The sequence below is a fragment of the Agarivorans sp. QJM3NY_30 genome, assembly GCF_050870855.2.
In the GTDB taxonomy this organism is placed as follows: Bacteria; Pseudomonadota; Gammaproteobacteria; order Enterobacterales; family Celerinatantimonadaceae; genus Agarivorans.
Genome location: NZ_CP194038.2, coordinates 2,832,105 through 2,851,458 on the forward strand (window position 1 = coordinate 2,832,105; position 19,354 = coordinate 2,851,458).

The window sequence follows — 19,354 nt, forward strand, 5'->3', positions numbered from 1 at the left end:
TTAGTTATAACTTCGACATTACATCTAGATTAATGTCGAAAATCAAGTTGTTCAGTGGTATTTAACGCTTTCGCCGACTAATTGTGCGCCAAAACGTTGTTGTAAAATTTGAATGTTAGGATCCGCGAGTAAACGCTGGGTAGCCGCTTCGATATTTTGGGCGTGTAATTGCTGTTGCAATTCAAGAGGGGTCTGTTGCTGACCATCCTCTCCAATATTAATCACCAACTCTATCGGTGCTTGCAAACTGGTACTCAGCTGCTGCTTAAGTTCTGCAACAGAATTTGGTTTCAGCAAATTTTTAAACTCGGGCTTGAGCAATAGTTGCACAGCATTTTCGTTTCGTGAATAAAGAGTATTTATCGCGATTTGACGCGCAATGGGCCCTAAGTTCATCTGGCTGACCATATTGGCCCAAGTTTCATCGTTGCTGCCAATAAACACCGGAACTTGAGCTGCAAGCGCGACCGTTTGTTCTAGGACTTGCGCGGTAGCGTCTTGCACAGTTTCAGACGCTTGAAGGGGTTGAGGCACTGGCGAGCTGGCTGCTACAGACTGAGAGGCGCTCGCCTCTTCAGACTTTTTTTCAGTTTTGCCTCGTCCGCGTAATTGACTGCGTAACTGTAGTAGCGAGGCGGTGTCTTCCGCACCAACCGGAGTCGATGATGATGAATTTATTGGATTGCTTTGCCTAGCATCAGAAAGAGGCTGAGCATATTCGGCAGCATAATTCAGATCAGGCTCGGCTGGTTGCTGATCCATTTCAGCTAACTGCGCATAATAGCTATCATCCACTGGCGGTTGCTGCTCGGTCAGCGGTACCGCTGACTGGCTTGGCTCTGCTGCTAAAACCGTCGGCTTATTCACAACAGCACTTGTTGATTCTGACAGTGAATTATTGGTAGCTGGTGCTGAATGTTGCGATTGTTTGTCAGTCGCTGGGCTGACACTTGAACTTGATTCAGAAACCGAGTCGACCTGCATTGCCTGCTGCGTTATTGGAGGGCTTGAACTCGGTGCATCACTAGACAGTTGCGCCTTTAATTTCGCAATACTTTGTTCGCGTTGTTGTACTCGAGGTTGACCAGTGATCGGTGTTGCAAGCTCACTCACCGCCGAGCTTTGAGTCGCCGGAGTCTGTAATTGATAACCTTGTTGTTCAGCCTGCGCCAAAATCTCCTGCTGCTCTTTGACTAAACTGCTATCAGCAAGCGCTGAATTATCGGGGCCTTGTGCGACAGGCTCTCGCGACGCTGCAATCCCCTGCTCCGCAGGTTGAAAAGCCAACATCCGTAACACACTCATTTCAAAACCAGTTCGAGGATTAGGAGCGTAGGCTAAATCCCGTTTACCAGTAATCACTATTTGATACAAAAGCTGTAACAATTGCGCATCAACCTGTTCGGCCAACATTTGAATCGTTTCATCCTGTTGACTCGCAGGCAATACCTGCGCCATAGCTACATGATGAATTAATTCAGCAAGTTGTTGATGTAAGTGCTCATAGTCGGGAGACATGCTGGCCAACTCAGCAATTTTATTGAAAGCCGATTCACTTTGGCCCGCGACTACATGGCATAATAACTGCCGTAATTGATGGGGATCGAGTACCCCAAGCATATCTAGAACTTGCTGATATTCAAGCGTTTGCTCACAAAGCGCCAGCGCCTGATCAGTCAAACTTAAAGCATCTCGCATACTACCATCGGCGGCATGTGCGAGTGCATTCAGTGCTGGTAGCTGATAACCACGTTGTTCCGCATCCAAGATATGTGCTAATTGACCCGCGATCTGCGGTTCACTCAAAGCTTTTAGGTGAAACTGTAAGCAACGAGATAACACGGTCACCGGCAACTTCTGAGGATCGGTGGTTGCTAATAAAAATTTAACGTGTTCCGGAGGCTCTTCCAGCGTTTTCAACAAAGCATTAAAGCTATGTCGAGATAACATGTGCACTTCATCAATCAAGTACACCTTATAACGACCTTTCGCCGGGCTATATTGCACGTTGTCCAACAGTTCGCGGGTATCTTCAACTTTGGTCCGAGATGCCGCATCAATTTCTAACAAGTCGACAAAGTTACCTTGGTCAACCTCGATGCAATTACTACATTGTCCACAAGGCTGAGATGAAACGCCCAGTTCACAGTTAAGACTCTTGGCAAACAAACGTGCAATAGTCGTTTTACCCACACCACGAGTACCACTAAATAAATAGGCATGGTGAAGACGCTGCTGATCTAAAGAGTTAATCAAGCCCGCGAGAACATGCTGTTGAGCAACCACCTGCTGAAAGGTTTTCGGCCGCCATTTTCTTGCCAGTGCTTGATACTTCATGAATGATACTTTCCTATTCGCCTTCAAACTCAACTAAGCAAGTTGATTCTACCCCAAGGGTGGTTAACTTTTGCGATCCCGGTAAGTCTATCAAATTAATCACAAAAGCCGCATAGTTAATCTCTCCCCCTAAGCGCCGAATCAATTTTACTGCGGCTTCAGCAGTTCCACCAGTCGCTATCAGATCATCGACTAATAAAACCTTATCACCGGGTTCAATTGCATCGGTATGGATCTCTAGCGTGTCCATGCCGTATTCAAGCTCATAACTTTCACCAATCACTGCTCGGGGCAACTTTCCAGGTTTACGTACTGGAATAAAACCAACACCAAGAGCTAAGGCGAGAGGTGCGCCAAAAATAAAGCCGCGTGCTTCAGTACCAACCACCTTGGTGATACCCAGATCTTTAAAAGCTTGATGCCATAATTCAATGACCAGAGCAAAAGCTTTAGGATCTTCAATTAAACTCGTAACATCCCGAAATAAGATCCCCTCTTTTGGGTAATCAGGTATGGTAATAATTGCATCTTTAATATAGTCGAGGTTAATGCTGCTCATGTTATATTCCATTTATCAAAAAAAAACGCCCAAACAATGGTGGGCGCTATTTATAATTTTTAATTATCTCAATTTGACAGGATAAAGCAACGAACAGAAACCGCAAAAATTGCTGCAGTATTAGCCAAATATTTTAATTAAAGACAAACTCAATGGTAGTGTCGGTAACAACAAAGCTACCACAAAACCTAGTAAATAGAATACGTTATAACTTTCTTTAAATTGATGATCCATCAACACTTTTCCCAAAAATTAAACTCAAACAACTTTGATCTAGATCAATTATACTAGAATCACACGCCGTTAAACACCCAAATAAATTATGGAAATAGCTGTCATCGACTCATTTACCCCTCATTAATATCTGTAGCCGTAAGGCCTATGAAACGCTAGACTGTGCGCTTTTGACTGAAGGTAAAATATGCGTGTAGTTCTCGCCCCAATGGAAGGTGTCGCTGATGCGTCAATGCGACAACTATTATCCAGTTGTGGTGGCTACGATTGGTGTGTGACCGAATTTATTCGCGTTACAAATATGCTATTACCTGACAAAGTCTTTTATAAGTATTGTCCTGAGCTCTATGACAATGGTTACATTGACCAGCAAACGCCAGTAAGAGTTCAACTGTTAGGTCAACACCCCACTCCGATGGCAGATAATGCCTGCCGGGCGATCGAGTTAGGCTCACACGGTTTAGACCTAAACTTTGGCTGCCCCAGTAAAACGGTTACGGGAAGTTGCGGTGGTGCATCAATGTTAAAAACCCCCCAGTCAATCTATGACGTGGTACGAGCGGTCCGCCAGGCAGTGCCCACTCTACACACCATTTCGGCTAAAATTCGACTCGGTTGGGAAGATAGAAGTGACTGTTTCGACATCGTGCAAGCGGTACAAGAAGCTGGAGCCGATGAACTCACCATCCATGCTCGCAGTAAACTTGACGGTTACAAAGCGCCCGCGCACTGGCACTATATAAAACAACTCAAACAACGTTATCAAATCCCGATTATCGCCAATGGCGAAGTTTGGGACCGCGAAAGTTACTTGCAATGCCAACACCACAGTGGCTGCGATGATGTGATGATTGGGCGTGGGGCCCTCACTATTCCAAACTTAGCCAAGGTAGTACGTGGAGAAGAATTTCCCTTAAGCTGGCAGGGTGTAATCGCCTTATTGCTCCGATATTCTGAGCACCAGATCAATCACGAGAAATCTAAATACTATCAAAGCCGGGTAAAACAATGGCTCCGCTACTTAGTCGGATTTTATCCACAAGCCGATCAACTATTTAGAGATATTCGTAGCCTAAAGGAGACCCCCTCAATCATTCAAGCCATTGAAGCCCAACACAAGTATCTGTAGCACAACCAAGCCACCCAATACTGATAGAATTAATATTTATTTGTATTAGATCAACAAATAGTGAATAAATGGGGGCTTATAAGTTTATAGGCTTTAGTTTTGATTCACATCATATCTCGAGAGTCAGCCCACTGTTTATACTGCTAACTCACTTTATTATTTGGGGTTAACCGTGGAAACTAGAGATTATCAGCTGCAATTATTACAGCAACTTGAGCAGTTAAAGTCTGAAATAATCTCATTTTTAACTGCCTCAGAAAAATCCAGCATGAAATTAACTGCAGACAAGTTGCAAGCAATGAGTAATGAGCAGTTGATCGATCAGGCCTTAAAGCTTCAATACACCGAACTAAATAATCAATTGAAGCAATTAAAAAGAGTAGATGCTGCTTTGTGCCAAATTGACCTAGGCCTTTATGGTTTATGCAGTGATTGTGAAGAAGTCATCGAGCAAGAACGTTTGGACAACGACCCAAGTACTCAGCGTTGTCAATGTTGCAGTGATAAACATCGACTATCAAGAAGACATCAATGCTTAGCGCTATAAGTACGAAAAGTGTCGCTTAACTGAGCGTCAGCACCACTTAAACAAAAAATCCGAAATAATAATCAATATTTCGGATTTTTTATGTCCTAATTTATAGCCAGCACTCAAGAAATCCCTCATTTCAAAACAATCTATTTATCATTTCGTTTATCTTTATCCAACAACAAAAATGCCGTTCAACAACGTGAACGGCAGGGTTTAGTCCCGAGAAACTAAAGCGCTCGCGGATTGCTTAGAAATTTAAAAATTGTAACGAACACCCGCGGCTAAGCGGTTGTCATCAGTCATTGCACCAGACACTGATTTAGAGCTACTGTCCTGATACTCGGTGTACAACAAGATGTCGTTCCAATCATACATGGCACCCACTAAACCAGTTTTTAATTCAGCAGCTGAATGTTTATCTTCCTGGTAGTTCCAGCCAGTGTATAGCTGTAAGCCCATGTCGAGAGTGTACATGAATACACCTTCATGGCCGTTTGCTTTATCCGATACACCATCAGCTGCGGTAAATTCAATATTGTTTTTAAATTCACCGTAAGTCACCGCCGCATAGATAGGACCTTGATTGTAACTAGCCGCAAATACCGCAAGTTTGATATCTCCGTCGTTGTTTACCGCAACTTTCTCAGCATCGGTGCGGTTCATTTGGTGATAAGTTGCCGCTAAATTCAAACCGAAATCAAAGTCATAAGATAGTGCCGCAGAATAGCTGTCCTTACGGCCTTCTGTTTCATCAGCAAATTGGTATTGAGCGCTAAGGTTTATGTTGTTGAAGCTGCCATTGTATTGCAAAGCATCGTTGGCACGACCAGTCCCCGTTTCACCAGATTCACCATCGTATAAACTCATGGCTGAGCCACCGTAGACCCAAAATACATCAGTTACGGCCGCCACCGTCGAATAAGTCGACCATTGCTTACCATAAGAAACGGAACCGTAGTCCTGATGATCAAAGGCGATAAAACCTAAACGATTGTAAAATGGTGCATCACTATCGCCATTTGGTGTATTCATACCATATTCTAGAGTCGCTCGTGCAGCAAAGCCATGGCTTAATTGACGAGAAAAGTTAAGGTTTACCCGTGAAGAATTATCTTCTGAACGCAGATCACGCTCGCCGTCTTTATTGGCTGACTCAAGCATCAAGTTGATTCGACCACCAACCGAGAATGCATTCTCACCGTCGTTGTAAAGCTCTTGTGCGGTCGTTGTACCCGCGGTGAATAAAGCTGGAATAGCGATAGCTAAAATTGTTTTTTTCATTGTTCCACTGCCTATTAAAGATGAATTATTAGCCTCTTCCATGACCCATTCTTACATCCTACGAATGGTATCCCTGAGCAGTGAAGTCCATCTCACGAGCAATATATTCACCTATAAACAGAACAAATTCAATATATTTACAATATAAATTGAACTTTTTAAAAATTAAAAACCAATAAATAAAATAAATATAATATTTAAATCTAAAGCATTGTGAACACCTAAAAACCATATAAATAACAACATTCATCTATCGGTTGAAGGCTTACAAAAATCAATCCATCCATCGATGGCCTCATCATCCAGTGATGAAAAACGCCAAGCCCAAGCTATCTTCAAACCTTGGAGCCAATTAGCGCTTTGTGTTCAATTTTTATTTAACATGAAATATTATCCATCACAGCTGGAGATATGCGCTTGAGTGAAACCCGCGAACCACGATCAAACAATGATTGAGTACTGAACCAGAAAAACGATTAAATCCAGCGACTTCGACTGTGCTTTTTAGTTCTCTAGTGAGGCTTACTTCGGCTTGAAAGCGTGGGTCGAGCACTGATTCACCGAAAACAACCACAACAGCAACAGCAACAGCAACAGCAACAGCAACGCAGCAGCCTAACAAGCTCAGCATTATAGAAATAGCGAGAAGATAAAAGGGAGAAGGTAGAAGGTAGAAGGTAGAAGGTAGAAGGTAGAAGGTAGAAGGTAGAAATAGTCCAGCAACAAGACAAGAGAAACAAATACAAAAAAGCCCGCCGAAGCGAGCTTTTCATCAGGACTAAACACGCAAGGTGTTTAAGACACTAACACAACTTAGAAGTTGTATTGAAGAGCCATTTCCCAGTAGTCATCTGCACCAGAAAGACCATTAACTTTGTACTCAGCCCAAGCTTTCATATTGCTGTTGAACGAGTATTGAGCACCTAGTTTAAATGCATCAGCTGTATCGATGCTTTGAGTTGTAGTAGAGGTGAAATCAGCATCTTGAGCAGCATAACCTGTGTACAGTTTCACAGCATCAATAGTGTAGGCCGCCACAAAATCATAGCCTTGAATGTTATCAAGACGATAAGTTCCAGTTTTACTAGTTACATCAATGTTATCAAGATCAGACTTAACATAAGCAGCACCTAAGTATAGATCGCCTAGAGTGTAAGCTGCTGATAATGCGAAGTTTTTCTTCTCTTTATCACCATCAAAATCTTCTACGTGATAACTAACATAAGTAGATAGACCAAGGTCTGCAAAGGTGTAACCAAGAGTACCAGCATAAGCCGAATCTAGTTTTAGAGGTGTTTCTATAGTAGTACCAGCTGAGTCAGGGTTACCAACTTCAAAACTAAAGTTATCGTTTTTGAACTGGTAAGATGCACCTACATAGAAGCCACCAAATTCACCAGAGTAAATAATTTGACCTTCTTGGCGACCATCTTCTACAGCAGTAAATGCCTCATAACCAGTGTTACCATTAAAGATATCGGTTGCTTCTACCGCTTTATAGAAAGCCGTATCGGTTTGACCAAAGATGACTGTACCTGCATCATCAAATTCAAAACCAGCGTAAAGGTGACGAGCATTGAATTCATCGCCATCTTTAGCACTATTTTCTGCAGCAAGCTGCCATTCGCCTTTGGCGATACCTGAAATCCCAGGAGCAATTTCAGACTTGGCATTAAAGCCCATACGAGCTGAACCAACACCATTAGTATCAGTACCGTCATCTTTAATTTGAAACTGCATGCGACCATATACGTCAGCAGATACGCCGTCTGCATCATATACGTTTGCAGCTTGTGCTGAAGCTGCAAATAAAGCTGGTATTGCTACAGCTAGAATAGTTTTTTTCATTTTCCTGTGCCTTCTTTAATTAATTAAACACTTATTCCTTAAATTCCCTGTGCGGCAGTGGTTTAGCACTGCACGAGCAATACATTAGCAAGCTGAAATTTTTTTGCAATAAAAAATTGAACTTTTATAAAATCGTGTAAATCGCTGTATCTACAACGATTTAAAGTGGTTAAACTGAATTATGGCGCGATATTCACCAATAAAATTGATAAAAGTGTGATCTATGCAACTTAGTGCTAAGATTGAATTTTTACCCCATTTGCAGCATTTTATGCCATACAGGGGATAAACTTGCGAACAAGCCTAGACAAAGCACTCCAATTTAAGTGGTTCACAACATTGAGATCTTCATGTTATCGGAAAAAAACAAACAAAAAATCCGCCTTTGGTATCGCACGCTTCAGGAGCAAAATTCAAATTTTGTGCCTAGAGCTGCACAAACTGCTTTGATTGCACAAATTTCCAAAACAATTGCTGGGGATATCAATCGCCACTCACGGATCCTATTAGCAGAGGCGGGAACCGGAACCGGTAAATCGTTGGCTTATCTATTAGCGGCAATCCCTCTGGCCAAGGCCCTCAATAAAAAAATTGTAATCTCCACCGCAACGGTGGCCCTACAACAACAACTCCTCGACAGCGATTTACCTTTAGTGCACCGCGCTGCCCACGGTGAGTTTCAATTCTGTTTAGCCAAGGGACGGCAACGTTATTGCTGTGCACATAAACTGGTTGCCGCCCTCGCCCCAGAACAAGGCTTAAGTGCTAAACACATAGAACTTTGCAAACAACTAGCAGTGGCCCTGCAACAAGGTAAATGGGATGGCGACCGCGATACTTGGCCAAAGCCAATACCGTGGCAATTATGGCAACATGTGGTGGTCGATGGCTTAAGTTGCTCGGTACAATCGGCTCGCCACCGGAGTTGCCCCTTTCATAAGGCCCGTAAAGGCCTTAAAAAGGCCGATGTGATTATCAGCAATCACAGCTTATTACTCGCCGATTTACATGCCGGCAGCGGTCATATTTTGCCACCCGCAGAAGATTGCATCTATATATTAGATGAAGCTCATCAATTTCCAGAGGTAGCCAGAGAATCCAGTGCCAACCATATTGCTTTAACGCAAGCCCTCAAGGAGTTAGCGGCCATTCAGCTGTTAGATAAAGAATTGTCGGCGCAACTAGACGCTTCTGCAATTGCCGCGACCAGCCTACAAGTCAGAGAAGCCTGCGCCGAGTTACAGCGCTGCTTCAATCAATTCAAAGACTTTGCAACCAGCAATCGAAGTCTATTCGACCCCAGCGGTCATTGGCGTTTCCCACTAGAGCAAACCCCCAGTGCGGTAAGTAATTTGGCAAAGAACTATCATCGCCAAGCCACCAAGCTCAATAACAATCTGCAATCCTATGCAGGGGTGATCCAGGAAAGCGTCGACAATAATCAACTCAAGTCTTCACTGGCCGAGGCTTTATTAAGCCGACTCAGCGTATTTCAGTACCTGACTGAATCTTGGGTTGATACCTTATATAGCTATGCCAATGACAACCAGCAAAAAAATTATGCGTTCTGGTTCAGCCTTCAAGACAAGGAAAGCTATATTTGCTGCTCGCCAATCGAAGTCGGGGGCTTACTGCAACAACTGCTGTGGCAAGATGCATTCTCGGTTATCGCGGTCTCTGCAACCCTGAGTGCCCTAGGCAAGTTTTCTTATTTCTTGCAGCAAGTAGGGCTGCAAAAACTCAAGGCCGAACAACTGATCAAACTCCCCTCTCCCTTTAATTACCAACAAGTCTCATTGTCGGTACCCAATGACGTGAGCGATCCTGACTCACCCAGTTTTGCCGCAGACGTTGCCCGTTACATCATCCGGGCCCAGCAGCATCAAGGCGGCATTTTGGTGCTATGTAACTCTTATCGACTAGTTTCATTGGTCGCAGAACAACTCGAGTCGGCAAAGATTGAGCACTTGTGGACCCAAGGAGAGTTGAGCAATCACCAATTGTTAGCCAAGCATCGCGCTTGTCGCAATAAACAGCAAACCAGTACCATACTCGCGACCATCGGCTTTAGTGAAGGGATCGATTTACCCGGAGAGTTACTCACCGATTTAATTATTGCCCGCTTGCCCTTTGCCGTCCCCACCGATCCGGTAATGGCTAGCCATGCAGAATTATTAGAAAGTCGCAATCAAAATCCCTTTATGCAGCTCACCTTACCCAGTGCCAGTCGAAAGCTGATACAAAGCTGTGGAAGATTAATGAGAAAAGAAAGTGATTCAGGTAGAATCACGCTGCTTGATAGTCGGCTCAGTTCTCGCCGCTATGGTAGCCAATTGCTGGCTGCTTTACCTCCATATAATAGAAGTGATAGTTAATGTTAGAATTGGGACTCGACTCCTCTGTTTTAATCCTCATCGTTGGTATCGGTTTAACTGCCGGATTCATCGACGCAATTGCTGGCGGTGGTGGCCTACTCACCATTCCGGCACTGCTCAGTATCGGCTTACCACCACATATTGCACTGGGGACCAATAAACTTGCCGCCAGCTTTGGCTCCAGTACTGCAGCATGGACCTTTTATCGAAAGCAACTTTTTAATCCGCTATTTTGGTTTTATAGCTTTGTCGCCACCGCGCTTGGTGCCTTCGCGGGTACCATGGTGGTCGATTTCATTAGTACCGATTGGCTCGAGAAATTATTACCCTTGGTGATCATGGCCACCGCCGTTTATACCGTGTTGAATCGTCAACAAGCGGATGGCCAAGCGGTATTGCCGCCGATGAATAAAAAGTTGAAACAGCAAATGAGTGTTCAAGGCCTGAGTCTTGGTTTTTATGATGGCGTTGCAGGACCTGGCACAGGCGCATTTTGGACGGTCTCTTCAATGGCCTTATATAAAATGAATATCTTGCTGTCTTCTGGTTTGGCTAAAGCGATGAACTTCACCAGTAATTTTGTATCCTTTTTAACTTTTGTTTATCTGGGGCATGTCAACTGGCTGATAGGTCTGGCGATGGGTTTCAGTATTATGCTCGGCGCGGTCGCAGGGGCTCATTCGGCAATTCATTTCGGTGCCAAGTTCATACGTCCAGTATTTGTCACGGTGGTGATGGTGATCGCAGGAAAACTCGCATGGCAAGCATGGTTCAGCTAGGGCTGCAACGCTTAGCTGATAAATTAAGACAACTCAAACAACAAGCGGAGCATCGTGATTTACAAGGCGATCGCAGCGCTTATGCAAAAATGGCGGTTCTAGATGAACGCTTTAGTTGTCGCAGTGACTTATTTTTTGACTACGTGTTGGAGTTGGAAAACGACTTATCACGTATCGCACGTCTGAGCGACATCAGTCAAGATGTAGAACTCATCAAACTATACTGCGATCGCTTTATTGGTAAATTTGCGATGTTGCAGAGTCAAATGAACAAGGCTTTAGCGCTGCAACAACGCCAACGAGCACCACAACAACAAAAAGTTATTTCCTGGCAAAATAAGCTGGATAAAATAATTCGTTCTGGTGATCGCTCGCAACTTCAAGAAAAATTGCTGCAACAAAAACAATTCGAGCAACAATTGGAGTATAAAATTGCCGAAAAAAGCCAACGACTTAATCGTAGCAATCCACAGACAGATACTGCTAGACTAAGCGCCGAGATCCTCAACCTAAAGAGTCGCTTAGGTGAGTGTCAGAAAACAACTTGGAAACTAGAACAAAAGATTAATCAAATTAAGTAAGCTGAACTAATCATAAGCAATATTGCTTACTCAGCTTAAATAGAATCACACTTTAAGGAGTAATTCATGCGATTCTTAGTAAAGGCGGTAACATTAACATGTGCTTGTTTGGCAAGTTGGAGTGCGTTGGCTGCCAGTTTTTCTACGCCAAATCATTTTGAGCTAATGTATGTCGATAAACAATCTGTTGGCGCCTTGAGCTTAAACAAAAGTAACGTCGAACTGCCGACAGGCCAACATCAAGTTGTGGTTCGTTATAGCGACAATATAGGCTCTAACAATAATTCAGAACTCGTTAAGTCTAGCCCTATCGTCATCAATATTGAGCTTAAAAATGGTCAAGAGATCTTCTTAGAGTCGAAGCAACCCAATACCCTAAGTCGCGCCAAAAGCTTCGCTAAAAAACCGCAATTCACTTTAAAAGATCAACATGGCGGCACCGTCAACGCAAGCCATTACATTTTACCTAAAAAATCAGGGCTACAGCTTTCACGTAACTATTTAAATGAAATTGCCGCTATCGAGGCCGAGCAAGCGAAGGCAAATCCAGTCGCGGCAAGTACTATTGCAGTAGCGGAGACCACAACCCGTGCAGCAACGCCAGCGCCGGCTGCCAAACCAGTCGTGATGAATAGTGCAACCGGCACAGCAGTAACAGTGGCAACAACAAGCGCAACAACAGCAGCAGTCACTATACCAAGTAACACAGACGCAAGCGATAACACCGAATTACAAATGCTACAGTTCTGGTATCAGCGTGCAGATGCTACCACCCGTAAACAATTTCAAATTTGGGTTATCCAACAACAATAATTTGTGCATGGGTTTGGATGGATAATGCTGTTCATCCATCCAAACCTTGTTACAACGCCTTGGAATCTGGAATCGCAATGTCTCTAAATCAGGCCCCCAAACATATCCAACTCGCAGTCGATCTCATTCAACTGCTCGAACAACATAACCTTGAAGCGCAAACTGTCCTAGATGCCTTGGAAATTGTTAACCAAGATTACCAACGCAAGCTAAAACAAACTGCAGCTCAGTTCAGCAATTCGATAGATATCGAAGCTTAAAAAACGCAATACCACCCTGCTAACTCACCTCAATCTGTTAAATTAAATTTGACCACAAACCACCAAGCAAACTAAAACGCCTCTAAATAGATATCATATTGATGACAAGACTGTGATCAGTCGATGAAAATCGATGGATCCTCATACAAATATAAACATTTTTAGTTAATAACTAACGAGCTGTACAAAAATAATCAAAAAAAACCGTGAACCATACTGAACTTTTTCAAGTTTCAGGGATAAGATTAGCGTGAGAGCAATATAAGCCACATTCGGTAATTCACATACAGTGAACAAGGAACTACCTCAATGAAAAAATTTGGATTAATAGCTGCAACATTGCTTGCAGCAGCATCCTTCTCAGCCAACGCTGCAGAAGTTCAAGATGATGTACACGCGAACGATTACAAATGGATGCAATTCAATTTAATGCATACCATCGATCAAAAGCCTCACGACATTGACGGTAGCTACAAAGATACCTACCTAGAAATGGAGTTTGGTGGACGTTCTGGCTTATGGGATGTTTATGGCTATGTCGATGTTTTTGACATTACCGATAGCAATACCAGTAACCAACATCAAAATGGCGGCTTATTTATGAAGTTTGCCCCCCGCCTATCTTTAGATGCGCTTACCGGTAAAGATCTGTCCTTCGGTCCAGTTCAAGAACTCTACATCGCCACGCTAAACAACTTTGGTTCAAACCAACAAGAACACTTCATCGGCCTTGGCTCTGACGTGAACGTGCCTTGGTTGGGTAAAACTGGCATGAACTTGTATGCTCGTTACAGTGCGAAAAACTTTGGCAATGAGGACGAAGGTTCATTCAACGGTTACCAATTCTCGATGAACTGGTTCAAACCTTTATACTTCTTCGACAATAAGAGCTTTATCTCTTACCAAGGTTACTGGGACCACCTATTTGGCGCCAGTGACTACTCAGACCAATTTGGTCGTAGTACTTCTGGCGGTAACCTGTTCCAAGGTATCTACTGGCACTCAGACCGCTTTGCAGTGGGTTACGGTCTAAAATACTTCTATGATGTATATGGTATTGAAGATGGTGGATTTAATGATTCAACTGGCTTCGGTCACTACTTCTCAGTGACTTACAAAATCTAAACTGAGTCTCTCACGTACTTTCAAAGCCTGGCCTCGCCAGGCTTTTTTATTCCAACACTGATAAACTAACCACAGCCGGTTACGGTAATACCAATTGCGTGTGGCTGCCACTGGCAGTTTTTAAGACATCAATCCGAGTCGCGATCTGTTCTTTCATTTCAACTACATGGGAAATCACCCCCACCATGCGACCGGCACTCTGTAAATCCACCAAGGTGCGAATGGCCAGATCTAAGGATTCTTGATCGAGGCTGCCAAAACCCTCGTCGATAAATAAGGTATCCAGCTTAATGCCCCCAGCGTAGGCCTGCACCACATCCGACAAACCAAGCGCCATCGCCAATGCAGCCATAAAACTCTCCCCACCACTCAAGGTCGCAACCGATCGCAGCTTTGAGCTATAACTATCTTCCACTTCCAGCTCTAAACCCGAGGCCTTGTTCCCTTTGGCGCGCTGCGCTTTGCGGATCAACTGATAGCGCCCCTTACTCATCACTTGCAAACGCTGGCTCGCTTGCAGCAATACATCATCGAGCAATACGCTCAAAACAAAGCGCTGTAAACTGATTTTATTACCGGTATTGCCATTGGCCACGTCAGCCAAGGTGCCAATCACCTGATATTGTTGCTGCAATTCTTCGGCTTTTCTATCGGCGTCCAGTAATTTGTGTTGTACCGCCAATAATTCCTGTTGACGGCTATTCAGTCGGTTCCATAGCGCGTCCCGTTCGCTACGCTGCTCCGCTAAAGTGTTCAGCTGTTGTTGCAACAGCGTCAAGTCTTCGGTTTTTTTCCCTTTGAGCTTACTCTTTAGCTGCTCAAACTTAGCCTGTTCACTGGTGAAGTGAGTGCTAAAATGCTCTACAACTTGTTTTAAGTTGGCAATTTCACCATCACTGATCAAAGCCTGATTATAAGCATTCTCATTGGTAAAACAGGACTCAGCTAAACGCTGACTAAATAGCTGCTGCGCCTCCAATAAGCCTTGCTGAGCAAGTTTCAGCGCTTGCTGGGCGGCTTCCGCTGCCGACTGTTTTGCCGAGTAATCCTCACGGGCCTGAGCATGACGCTGAGTAAGCTGTTTGATATTTTGCTGTAGCTTACTGACTTTATCGCCCTGTAATTGCAGCGCCTGCTCTAATAACTGCGCCTCACAATATTGCTTAGGCAGCGCTTGTTGCGCCTGCTCACATTGACCACTCAAGATGTCCTGCTGACTTTTCTGCTGTTGGTAAGACTCGCGTGCCAGTTCAATCTGTTGCTGTAATTGTTGTTCCTCGAGTTGTAATTGATCCAACTGAGTTTGTAAGGCTTGCACCTGCTGTTGCGCTTGTTCAGCCAAGCTTAAGTCCTGCTGGGTTTGCTGGAGCAAAACTTGCGCCTGCTCCAGCGTCATCTTGGCCGCGTCCCCTAAACCCTGCTCTAAAGAAGCTTGCTGAGTCCGCCATTCATTGAGCTGTACAGTCAAAGTCTTGTGCTGATGGCGGGCTTCTTGTAAACGTTGATTAGCCTGTTGTTCAGCTTCTCTCGCCAACTCTAAGTCACGCTCTGTTGGCAGCATTTCGCTACTGCGAGCCAAATGAGGGTGCTCGATACTGCCACACACTGGACAAGCTTGTCCCTGCTGTAAGCTTTGAGCAATAATCGCTGCCTGCCCCTGATGCCAGCTCAGCTGAATTTGCTGAGCCTGCTGCAACGCAGCCTGATGAGCATCCGCAAGTTTTTTACCACGAAGTAAGGAAGCCTCCAGTTGCTGCTGAGTTTCTATCAACTTACCGTTGAGCTCAGCTAAAGCCTGACATTGACTAAAGCGCTGCTCTACAAGATGCAGCTGTTTTTGGCAGCTTAGCTGCCGTTGCGCTTGCTGCTGGGCCGAAGTGAGTTGTTGCTGTATCGCTGATTTACTATTTTCTAGTGTACTCAGCTTTGCTTTTAAACCTTTGCCCTGTAACTCTTGTTCGTTTAAACGGCGCTTTGCTTCACCCAGCTCTCGCTCTATTTGCTGCTGCTTTTGCAACAGCGGCTTAAAACTTTCCAGTAACCGAAGTTGCTCTTGGCTGGCACTAAGTTGCTGCTCTTTCTCCGCCACTTGTTGGAAATCTTGCTCCGCGAGTGTCAGGGCTTGTTTAGCTTCGGCAAAAACAGTTTGGCTTTGGCTTTGGGCCAAACTGGCATTTTTAGCGTCATTAAAGCGCTTTGCCTTCGCTTGATCGGCAGGCTCTAAACGCTGAGCCGCTAAAGCCTGCTCTAATTCCAATTGTTGTTTTTGGATCCCCGCTTGCTGCTTCTTCAGCGCGCTAACACTCACCTTGAGTTTTTCTAACTCGGTAAATTCACTGGCCACCAGGTTAGCCGATTCAAACTGTTTATTTGCGATGTCATAGGCTTCACTGGCCTTTAACTGCGCTTGCTTGGCTGCTTCCAACTGCGGGCCAAGTTGGTTAATTTGTTCTGCTAATGCACTTTCTTCGCTCAACTCGGCGCCTTGTAAAATCCCCTCGCGGACATTTTTTTGCTCCAACGCCGTAGCACGGATCGTCGCGGCTTTTACTTTTAAACGCTCTTCTATTCGCCGATAGATGTGAGTTTGGAACAATTGGCTGAAGATCTTCTCGCGTTCTTTGGAATCTGCCATCAACAGTTGGCGAAATTTACCCTGCGGTAAAACCATCACCTGACGAAATTGGTCTGCATCTAAACCAGTTAAACGTTCAATTTCGGCATTCGCTTCGGAGACTTTGGCTGCCACCATCAATGAAGACTCTCCCGCGAGGTCGAATTGGTATAACTGCGCCTCCGGTTTTTGCTGCGTATAACCATCCCCGGATTTTTTCAGCCGCGGCTGCTCTGGCACCCGACGGATCCGATAGCGTTTAGTTCCCAATTCAAATTCAAATGTAACTTCGGTCAATAAGGCTTCGTCACTGATATCACAACGCATTTGACCGCCTTCTCGCTCATCCCCGGTGGTTTTGCCATAGAGCGCAAAACAAATCGCATCCAGAATGGTAGTTTTCCCCGCCCCCGTCGGCCCATTGAGTAGAAATAGCGGGTTGCTACCAAGTTGGCTGAAATCGATATTCTCACAAGTGGAAAATGGCCCAAAGGCGCTCATGCTCAGGTGAATGGGTCGCATTATGCTGGCTCTCCGCGGTGTAGCTGCTCAATAGTCTGCTGTACAAACAGCTGCTGAGCCTCGCTTAAAGACTCGCCCGAGACCTGCTCAAAAAAATCGCTGAACATGGCATATTCGCCTTTTTTGATGTGATCGCGCTGCAGTTCTAAATGCGGCTGCTGCGCCATTAAGCCGCTGCGCTCCAAATGCAACACGTTGGGGTAAACCGCACGCAGTTTGCCCATAGCATCCAAAATAGCCGACTTGTCGAGCAGCCGAATCATCAGGTAATCGTCGGCATGCGGGTCACTTAAACCCGCGGCTAATAACTCGCTAAAAAAGCCCTCGATCACCCGTACATTACGCAGGGGTTTAAGCGGCAACAACGTGACCTGCGGCCCTTGTGGAGTCAATTCAACCAAGCTAAGCGACTTGTTTTGATGCTGTTCGCTAAAAGAATACTTTAACAAAGAGCCAGAATAGCGGATATGTTCAGCCCCCTTATATTGCGGCCCATGCAGATGCCCAAGCGCGCTATAAGCAAAATCTGCGAAAAGTGATGGCGAAATCTTATCGGCACCGCCCATGCTGAGAGGCCGTTCAGAATCAGACTCGTCACCACCATCCAAAAAGCAATGCGCCACCACCACTTTGGCTAAACCGCCACTGTCATGTTGCTTCACTTGCTCCACTAACACCGCCATCGCTTCTTGATGGGTACTCACTTCACAATCAAAGACTTGCCTGACCATCGCAGGCTCTGCATAAGGCAAACCGTAAAACATCGCCGACTCGCCATTTTTCGCGCCAATTTTAATAGCTTGCAGCTCCCGACTTAATGGGCCTACGATATACAGACCACTGGCTTGCATTTGTCGAGCAGCAAAGGCGAGACGCTGCGCGCCGTCATGATTGCCGGCAATCATGATCACCGGAATAGCCAATTGCTTCACCAATCGGTCTAAGACCTCATCGAGCACCGTAACAGCTTGGCTCGGCGGTACTGAACGGTCGAACACATCACCGGCGACCACCAAAGCATCCACCTCATGTTGTTTGGCGAATTGAATCACTTGCTCCAAGACAAAGACTTGGTCCTCTAACAAAGAGTGATTGTGTAACTGTCGACCTAAATGCCAATCGGAAGTATGCAGAAACTTCATGAAATGCCTGTGCGTTAACGAAATGAGATATCAAGAATTTGCGAATTATTTGCGCGCCTCATTATCGCCAAGCAAAGCCCCTAAATCAACGAAAGCTCGGGCTTTAACGACCGCAATTGTACAAAGCTGTCGATTTTTCCTTTCGCAAAACTCGCCTCAAGCGACTGTCTCTGGCAACATAGCAACACAAACCTGATTTTAACTAAGGAAGCGTCGTGTCTACGCAAGGTTCTGCTGGCAATGTGATTGCCGCAATCTGTAGTTTTTTTATTCCCGGTCTGGGTCAGTTAGTCCAGGGAAGATTGTTAGCCGCATTGCTATTTTTTGTGGTGACCGCCGCAGGTTACGCTATGTGGTGGCTGATTTTTCCTTCAGTCATTGCTGCATTGGTTCATCTATGGGCGATTATTGACGCAGCTCGGTTTCGCTCTGGAGAATAAAAATGAGAATACTAACCCTTATGTTAATGCTGAGCTTGATACAGGGCTGTGAATCAACCTACTACTCGGCCATGGAAAAAGTAGGTTACCACAAGCGCGAAATATTGGTGGACCGAGTCGAAGACGCTCAACAGAGCCAACAACAAGCGCAACAACAGTTTGGATCGGCCCTAGAGCAACTAAAAACACTAAGCCAATTTGAAGGTGGCGACCTCGAAGATATCTATGATGAAGTCAACGCCCAATATCAAGATGCTCAGGCTGCGGCCAAAGACGTGAGTCAGCAAATCAATCAAGTCGCCAGTGTCGCCGAAGCTATGTTTGATGAATGGCGTGGCGAATTGGACCAATACCAGTCGAAGAGTCTCAAAGCGCAAAGTAGTAAACAACTCACCACTACTCGTCAACGCTACGCCAGCATGTTAAAGGCGATGCGCAAGGCCGAGGCGCAAATGCAACCGGTATTAAGTCGACTCAAGGACAATCAACTTTACTTGAAACACAACCTGAATGCCCGTGCCATTGGGGCGGTTGGCCAAGAGTTTTCACGCTTAGAAAAAGAGGTGGCGAGTGTCATCGAACAGATGAGTAAGGCGATTGCCGAGTCCGATAAATTTATTGCCAGCATGCAATAAATACTAAATAGCCAATGCTGGCAGTCAGTTAACGACTCGCCAGCAGTGTTTTAGGCACTTCAAGAAAGCCCCCTTTCTGCAACATTTCCTTCATAAAATTGTAGTAAATTTGCCATTGCTCATACTTAGCCTAGGCGCAACAGTGACC

16 protein-coding genes are annotated in these 19,354 nt (G+C 44.9%); 10 read left to right on the forward strand and 6 right to left on the reverse strand.

Annotation, left to right across the window (positions count from 1 at the left end):
* Positions 1-51: 51 nt before the first annotated feature.
* Together dnaX and apt are read right to left on the reverse strand one after the other, a co-directional pair.
* Positions 52-2,337: a DNA polymerase III subunit gamma/tau gene (gene dnaX / locus ACRRSX_RS12930; RefSeq protein ID WP_432452778.1), complete on the reverse strand. Its 2,286-nt coding sequence runs from the start codon at positions 2,335-2,337 to the stop codon at positions 52-54.
* A gap of 13 nt (positions 2,338-2,350) precedes the next feature.
* Entirely contained in the window at positions 2,351-2,896 is a 546-nt protein-coding gene (apt, locus tag ACRRSX_RS12935; RefSeq protein WP_432452777.1) for an adenine phosphoribosyltransferase, read from the reverse strand.
* Between the two features lie 421 nt (positions 2,897-3,317).
* Between apt and ACRRSX_RS12940 the strand changes: the two genes are divergently transcribed.
* The gene (locus tag ACRRSX_RS12940) at positions 3,318-4,259 is read left to right on the forward strand and encodes a tRNA-dihydrouridine synthase (RefSeq protein ID WP_432452776.1); all 942 of its coding nucleotides are present in this window, start codon (positions 3,318-3,320) and stop codon (positions 4,257-4,259) included.
* Between the two features lie 172 nt (positions 4,260-4,431).
* Positions 4,432-4,806 (forward strand): TraR/DksA family transcriptional regulator, encoded by a 375-nt coding sequence (locus ACRRSX_RS12945; protein WP_432452775.1) that lies wholly within the window; start codon positions 4,432-4,434, stop codon positions 4,804-4,806.
* Positions 4,807-5,046: 240 nt separating this feature from the next.
* Here ACRRSX_RS12945 and ACRRSX_RS12950 read toward each other — a convergent pair whose 3' ends face one another.
* Positions 5,047-6,072, reverse strand: coding sequence for a porin (locus ACRRSX_RS12950; RefSeq protein ID WP_432452774.1), 1,026 nt, complete (start codon positions 6,070-6,072; stop codon positions 5,047-5,049).
* 813 nt (positions 6,073-6,885) lie between these two features.
* The gene (locus tag ACRRSX_RS12955; RefSeq protein ID WP_432452773.1) at positions 6,886-7,920 is read right to left on the reverse strand and encodes a porin; all 1,035 of its coding nucleotides are present in this window, start codon (positions 7,918-7,920) and stop codon (positions 6,886-6,888) included.
* A gap of 350 nt (positions 7,921-8,270) precedes the next feature.
* Here ACRRSX_RS12955 and dinG point away from each other — a divergent pair, with 350 nt between their 5' ends.
* From dinG to ACRRSX_RS12985, 6 genes are all read left to right on the forward strand, one after another.
* A complete protein-coding gene (gene dinG, locus ACRRSX_RS12960; RefSeq protein ID WP_432452772.1) occupies positions 8,271-10,295 on the forward strand; it encodes an ATP-dependent DNA helicase DinG in 2,025 nt (674 codons plus the stop codon).
* Positions 10,295-11,074, forward strand: a complete 780-nt coding sequence (locus ACRRSX_RS12965; RefSeq protein ID WP_432452771.1) for a TSUP family transporter — start codon at positions 10,295-10,297, stop codon at positions 11,072-11,074. The genes dinG and ACRRSX_RS12965 overlap by 1 nt, the downstream gene beginning before the upstream one ends.
* Positions 11,053-11,655 (forward strand): primosomal replication protein PriC, encoded by a 603-nt coding sequence (gene priC / locus ACRRSX_RS12970; protein WP_432452770.1) that lies wholly within the window; start codon positions 11,053-11,055, stop codon positions 11,653-11,655. Before ACRRSX_RS12965 ends, priC begins: the two co-directional genes overlap by 22 nt.
* A gap of 66 nt (positions 11,656-11,721) precedes the next feature.
* On the forward strand, positions 11,722-12,468 hold the full coding sequence (locus ACRRSX_RS12975) for a YccT family protein (protein WP_432452769.1): 747 nt from the start codon (positions 11,722-11,724) through the stop codon (positions 12,466-12,468).
* 77 nt (positions 12,469-12,545) lie between these two features.
* Complete coding sequence (rsmS, locus tag ACRRSX_RS12980) at positions 12,546-12,728, forward strand: pleiotropic regulatory protein RsmS (protein WP_432452768.1); 183 nt, start codon at positions 12,546-12,548, stop codon at positions 12,726-12,728.
* Positions 12,729-13,037: 309 nt separating this feature from the next.
* Positions 13,038-13,853, forward strand: a complete 816-nt coding sequence (locus tag ACRRSX_RS12985) for an outer membrane protein OmpK (RefSeq protein ID WP_432452767.1) — start codon at positions 13,038-13,040, stop codon at positions 13,851-13,853.
* A gap of 79 nt (positions 13,854-13,932) precedes the next feature.
* Here ACRRSX_RS12985 and ACRRSX_RS12990 read toward each other — a convergent pair whose 3' ends face one another.
* Both ACRRSX_RS12990 and ACRRSX_RS12995 read right to left on the reverse strand, forming a co-directional pair.
* Complete coding sequence (locus ACRRSX_RS12990; protein ID WP_432452766.1) at positions 13,933-16,989, reverse strand: AAA family ATPase; 3,057 nt, start codon at positions 16,987-16,989, stop codon at positions 13,933-13,935.
* On the reverse strand, positions 16,989-18,131 hold the full coding sequence (locus tag ACRRSX_RS12995) for an exonuclease SbcCD subunit D (RefSeq protein WP_432452765.1): 1,143 nt from the start codon (positions 18,129-18,131) through the stop codon (positions 16,989-16,991). The genes ACRRSX_RS12990 and ACRRSX_RS12995 overlap by 1 nt, the downstream gene beginning before the upstream one ends.
* Positions 18,132-18,346: 215 nt before the next feature.
* Here ACRRSX_RS12995 and ACRRSX_RS13000 point away from each other — a divergent pair, with 215 nt between their 5' ends.
* Together ACRRSX_RS13000 and ACRRSX_RS13005 are read left to right on the forward strand one after the other, a co-directional pair.
* The gene (locus ACRRSX_RS13000; protein WP_432452764.1) at positions 18,347-18,571 is read left to right on the forward strand and encodes a hypothetical protein; all 225 of its coding nucleotides are present in this window, start codon (positions 18,347-18,349) and stop codon (positions 18,569-18,571) included.
* A 2-nt stretch (positions 18,572-18,573) separates the two neighbouring features.
* Positions 18,574-19,206, forward strand: a complete 633-nt coding sequence (locus ACRRSX_RS13005; RefSeq protein WP_432452763.1) for a DUF2959 family protein — start codon at positions 18,574-18,576, stop codon at positions 19,204-19,206.
* Positions 19,207-19,354 lie beyond the last annotated feature (148 nt).

Bases quoted from the DNA above. Each gene is read 5' to 3' on its own strand.
- dnaX (WP_432452778.1), bottom strand. From the start codon at position 2,337: ATGAAGTATCAAGCACTGGCAAGAAAATGGCGGCCGAAAACCTTTCAG.
- apt (WP_432452777.1), bottom strand. From the start codon at position 2,896: ATGAGCAGCATTAACCTCGACTATATTAAAGATGCAATTATTACCATA.
- ACRRSX_RS12940 (WP_432452776.1), top strand. From the start codon at position 3,318: ATGCGTGTAGTTCTCGCCCCAATGGAAGGTGTCGCTGATGCGTCAATG.
- ACRRSX_RS12950 (WP_432452774.1), bottom strand. From the start codon at position 6,072: ATGAAAAAAACAATTTTAGCTATCGCTATTCCAGCTTTATTCACCGCG.
- ACRRSX_RS12955 (WP_432452773.1), bottom strand. From the start codon at position 7,920: ATGAAAAAAACTATTCTAGCTGTAGCAATACCAGCTTTATTTGCAGCT.
- dinG (WP_432452772.1), top strand. From the start codon at position 8,271: ATGTTATCGGAAAAAAACAAACAAAAAATCCGCCTTTGGTATCGCACG.
- ACRRSX_RS12965 (WP_432452771.1), top strand. From the start codon at position 10,295: ATGTTAGAATTGGGACTCGACTCCTCTGTTTTAATCCTCATCGTTGGT.
- priC (WP_432452770.1), top strand. From the start codon at position 11,053: ATGGCAAGCATGGTTCAGCTAGGGCTGCAACGCTTAGCTGATAAATTA.
- ACRRSX_RS12975 (WP_432452769.1), top strand. From the start codon at position 11,722: ATGCGATTCTTAGTAAAGGCGGTAACATTAACATGTGCTTGTTTGGCA.
- rsmS (WP_432452768.1), top strand. From the start codon at position 12,546: ATGTCTCTAAATCAGGCCCCCAAACATATCCAACTCGCAGTCGATCTC.
- ACRRSX_RS12985 (WP_432452767.1), top strand. From the start codon at position 13,038: ATGAAAAAATTTGGATTAATAGCTGCAACATTGCTTGCAGCAGCATCC.
- ACRRSX_RS12990 (WP_432452766.1), bottom strand. From the start codon at position 16,989: ATGCGACCCATTCACCTGAGCATGAGCGCCTTTGGGCCATTTTCCACT.
- ACRRSX_RS12995 (WP_432452765.1), bottom strand. From the start codon at position 18,131: ATGAAGTTTCTGCATACTTCCGATTGGCATTTAGGTCGACAGTTACAC.
- ACRRSX_RS13005 (WP_432452763.1), top strand. From the start codon at position 18,574: ATGAGAATACTAACCCTTATGTTAATGCTGAGCTTGATACAGGGCTGT.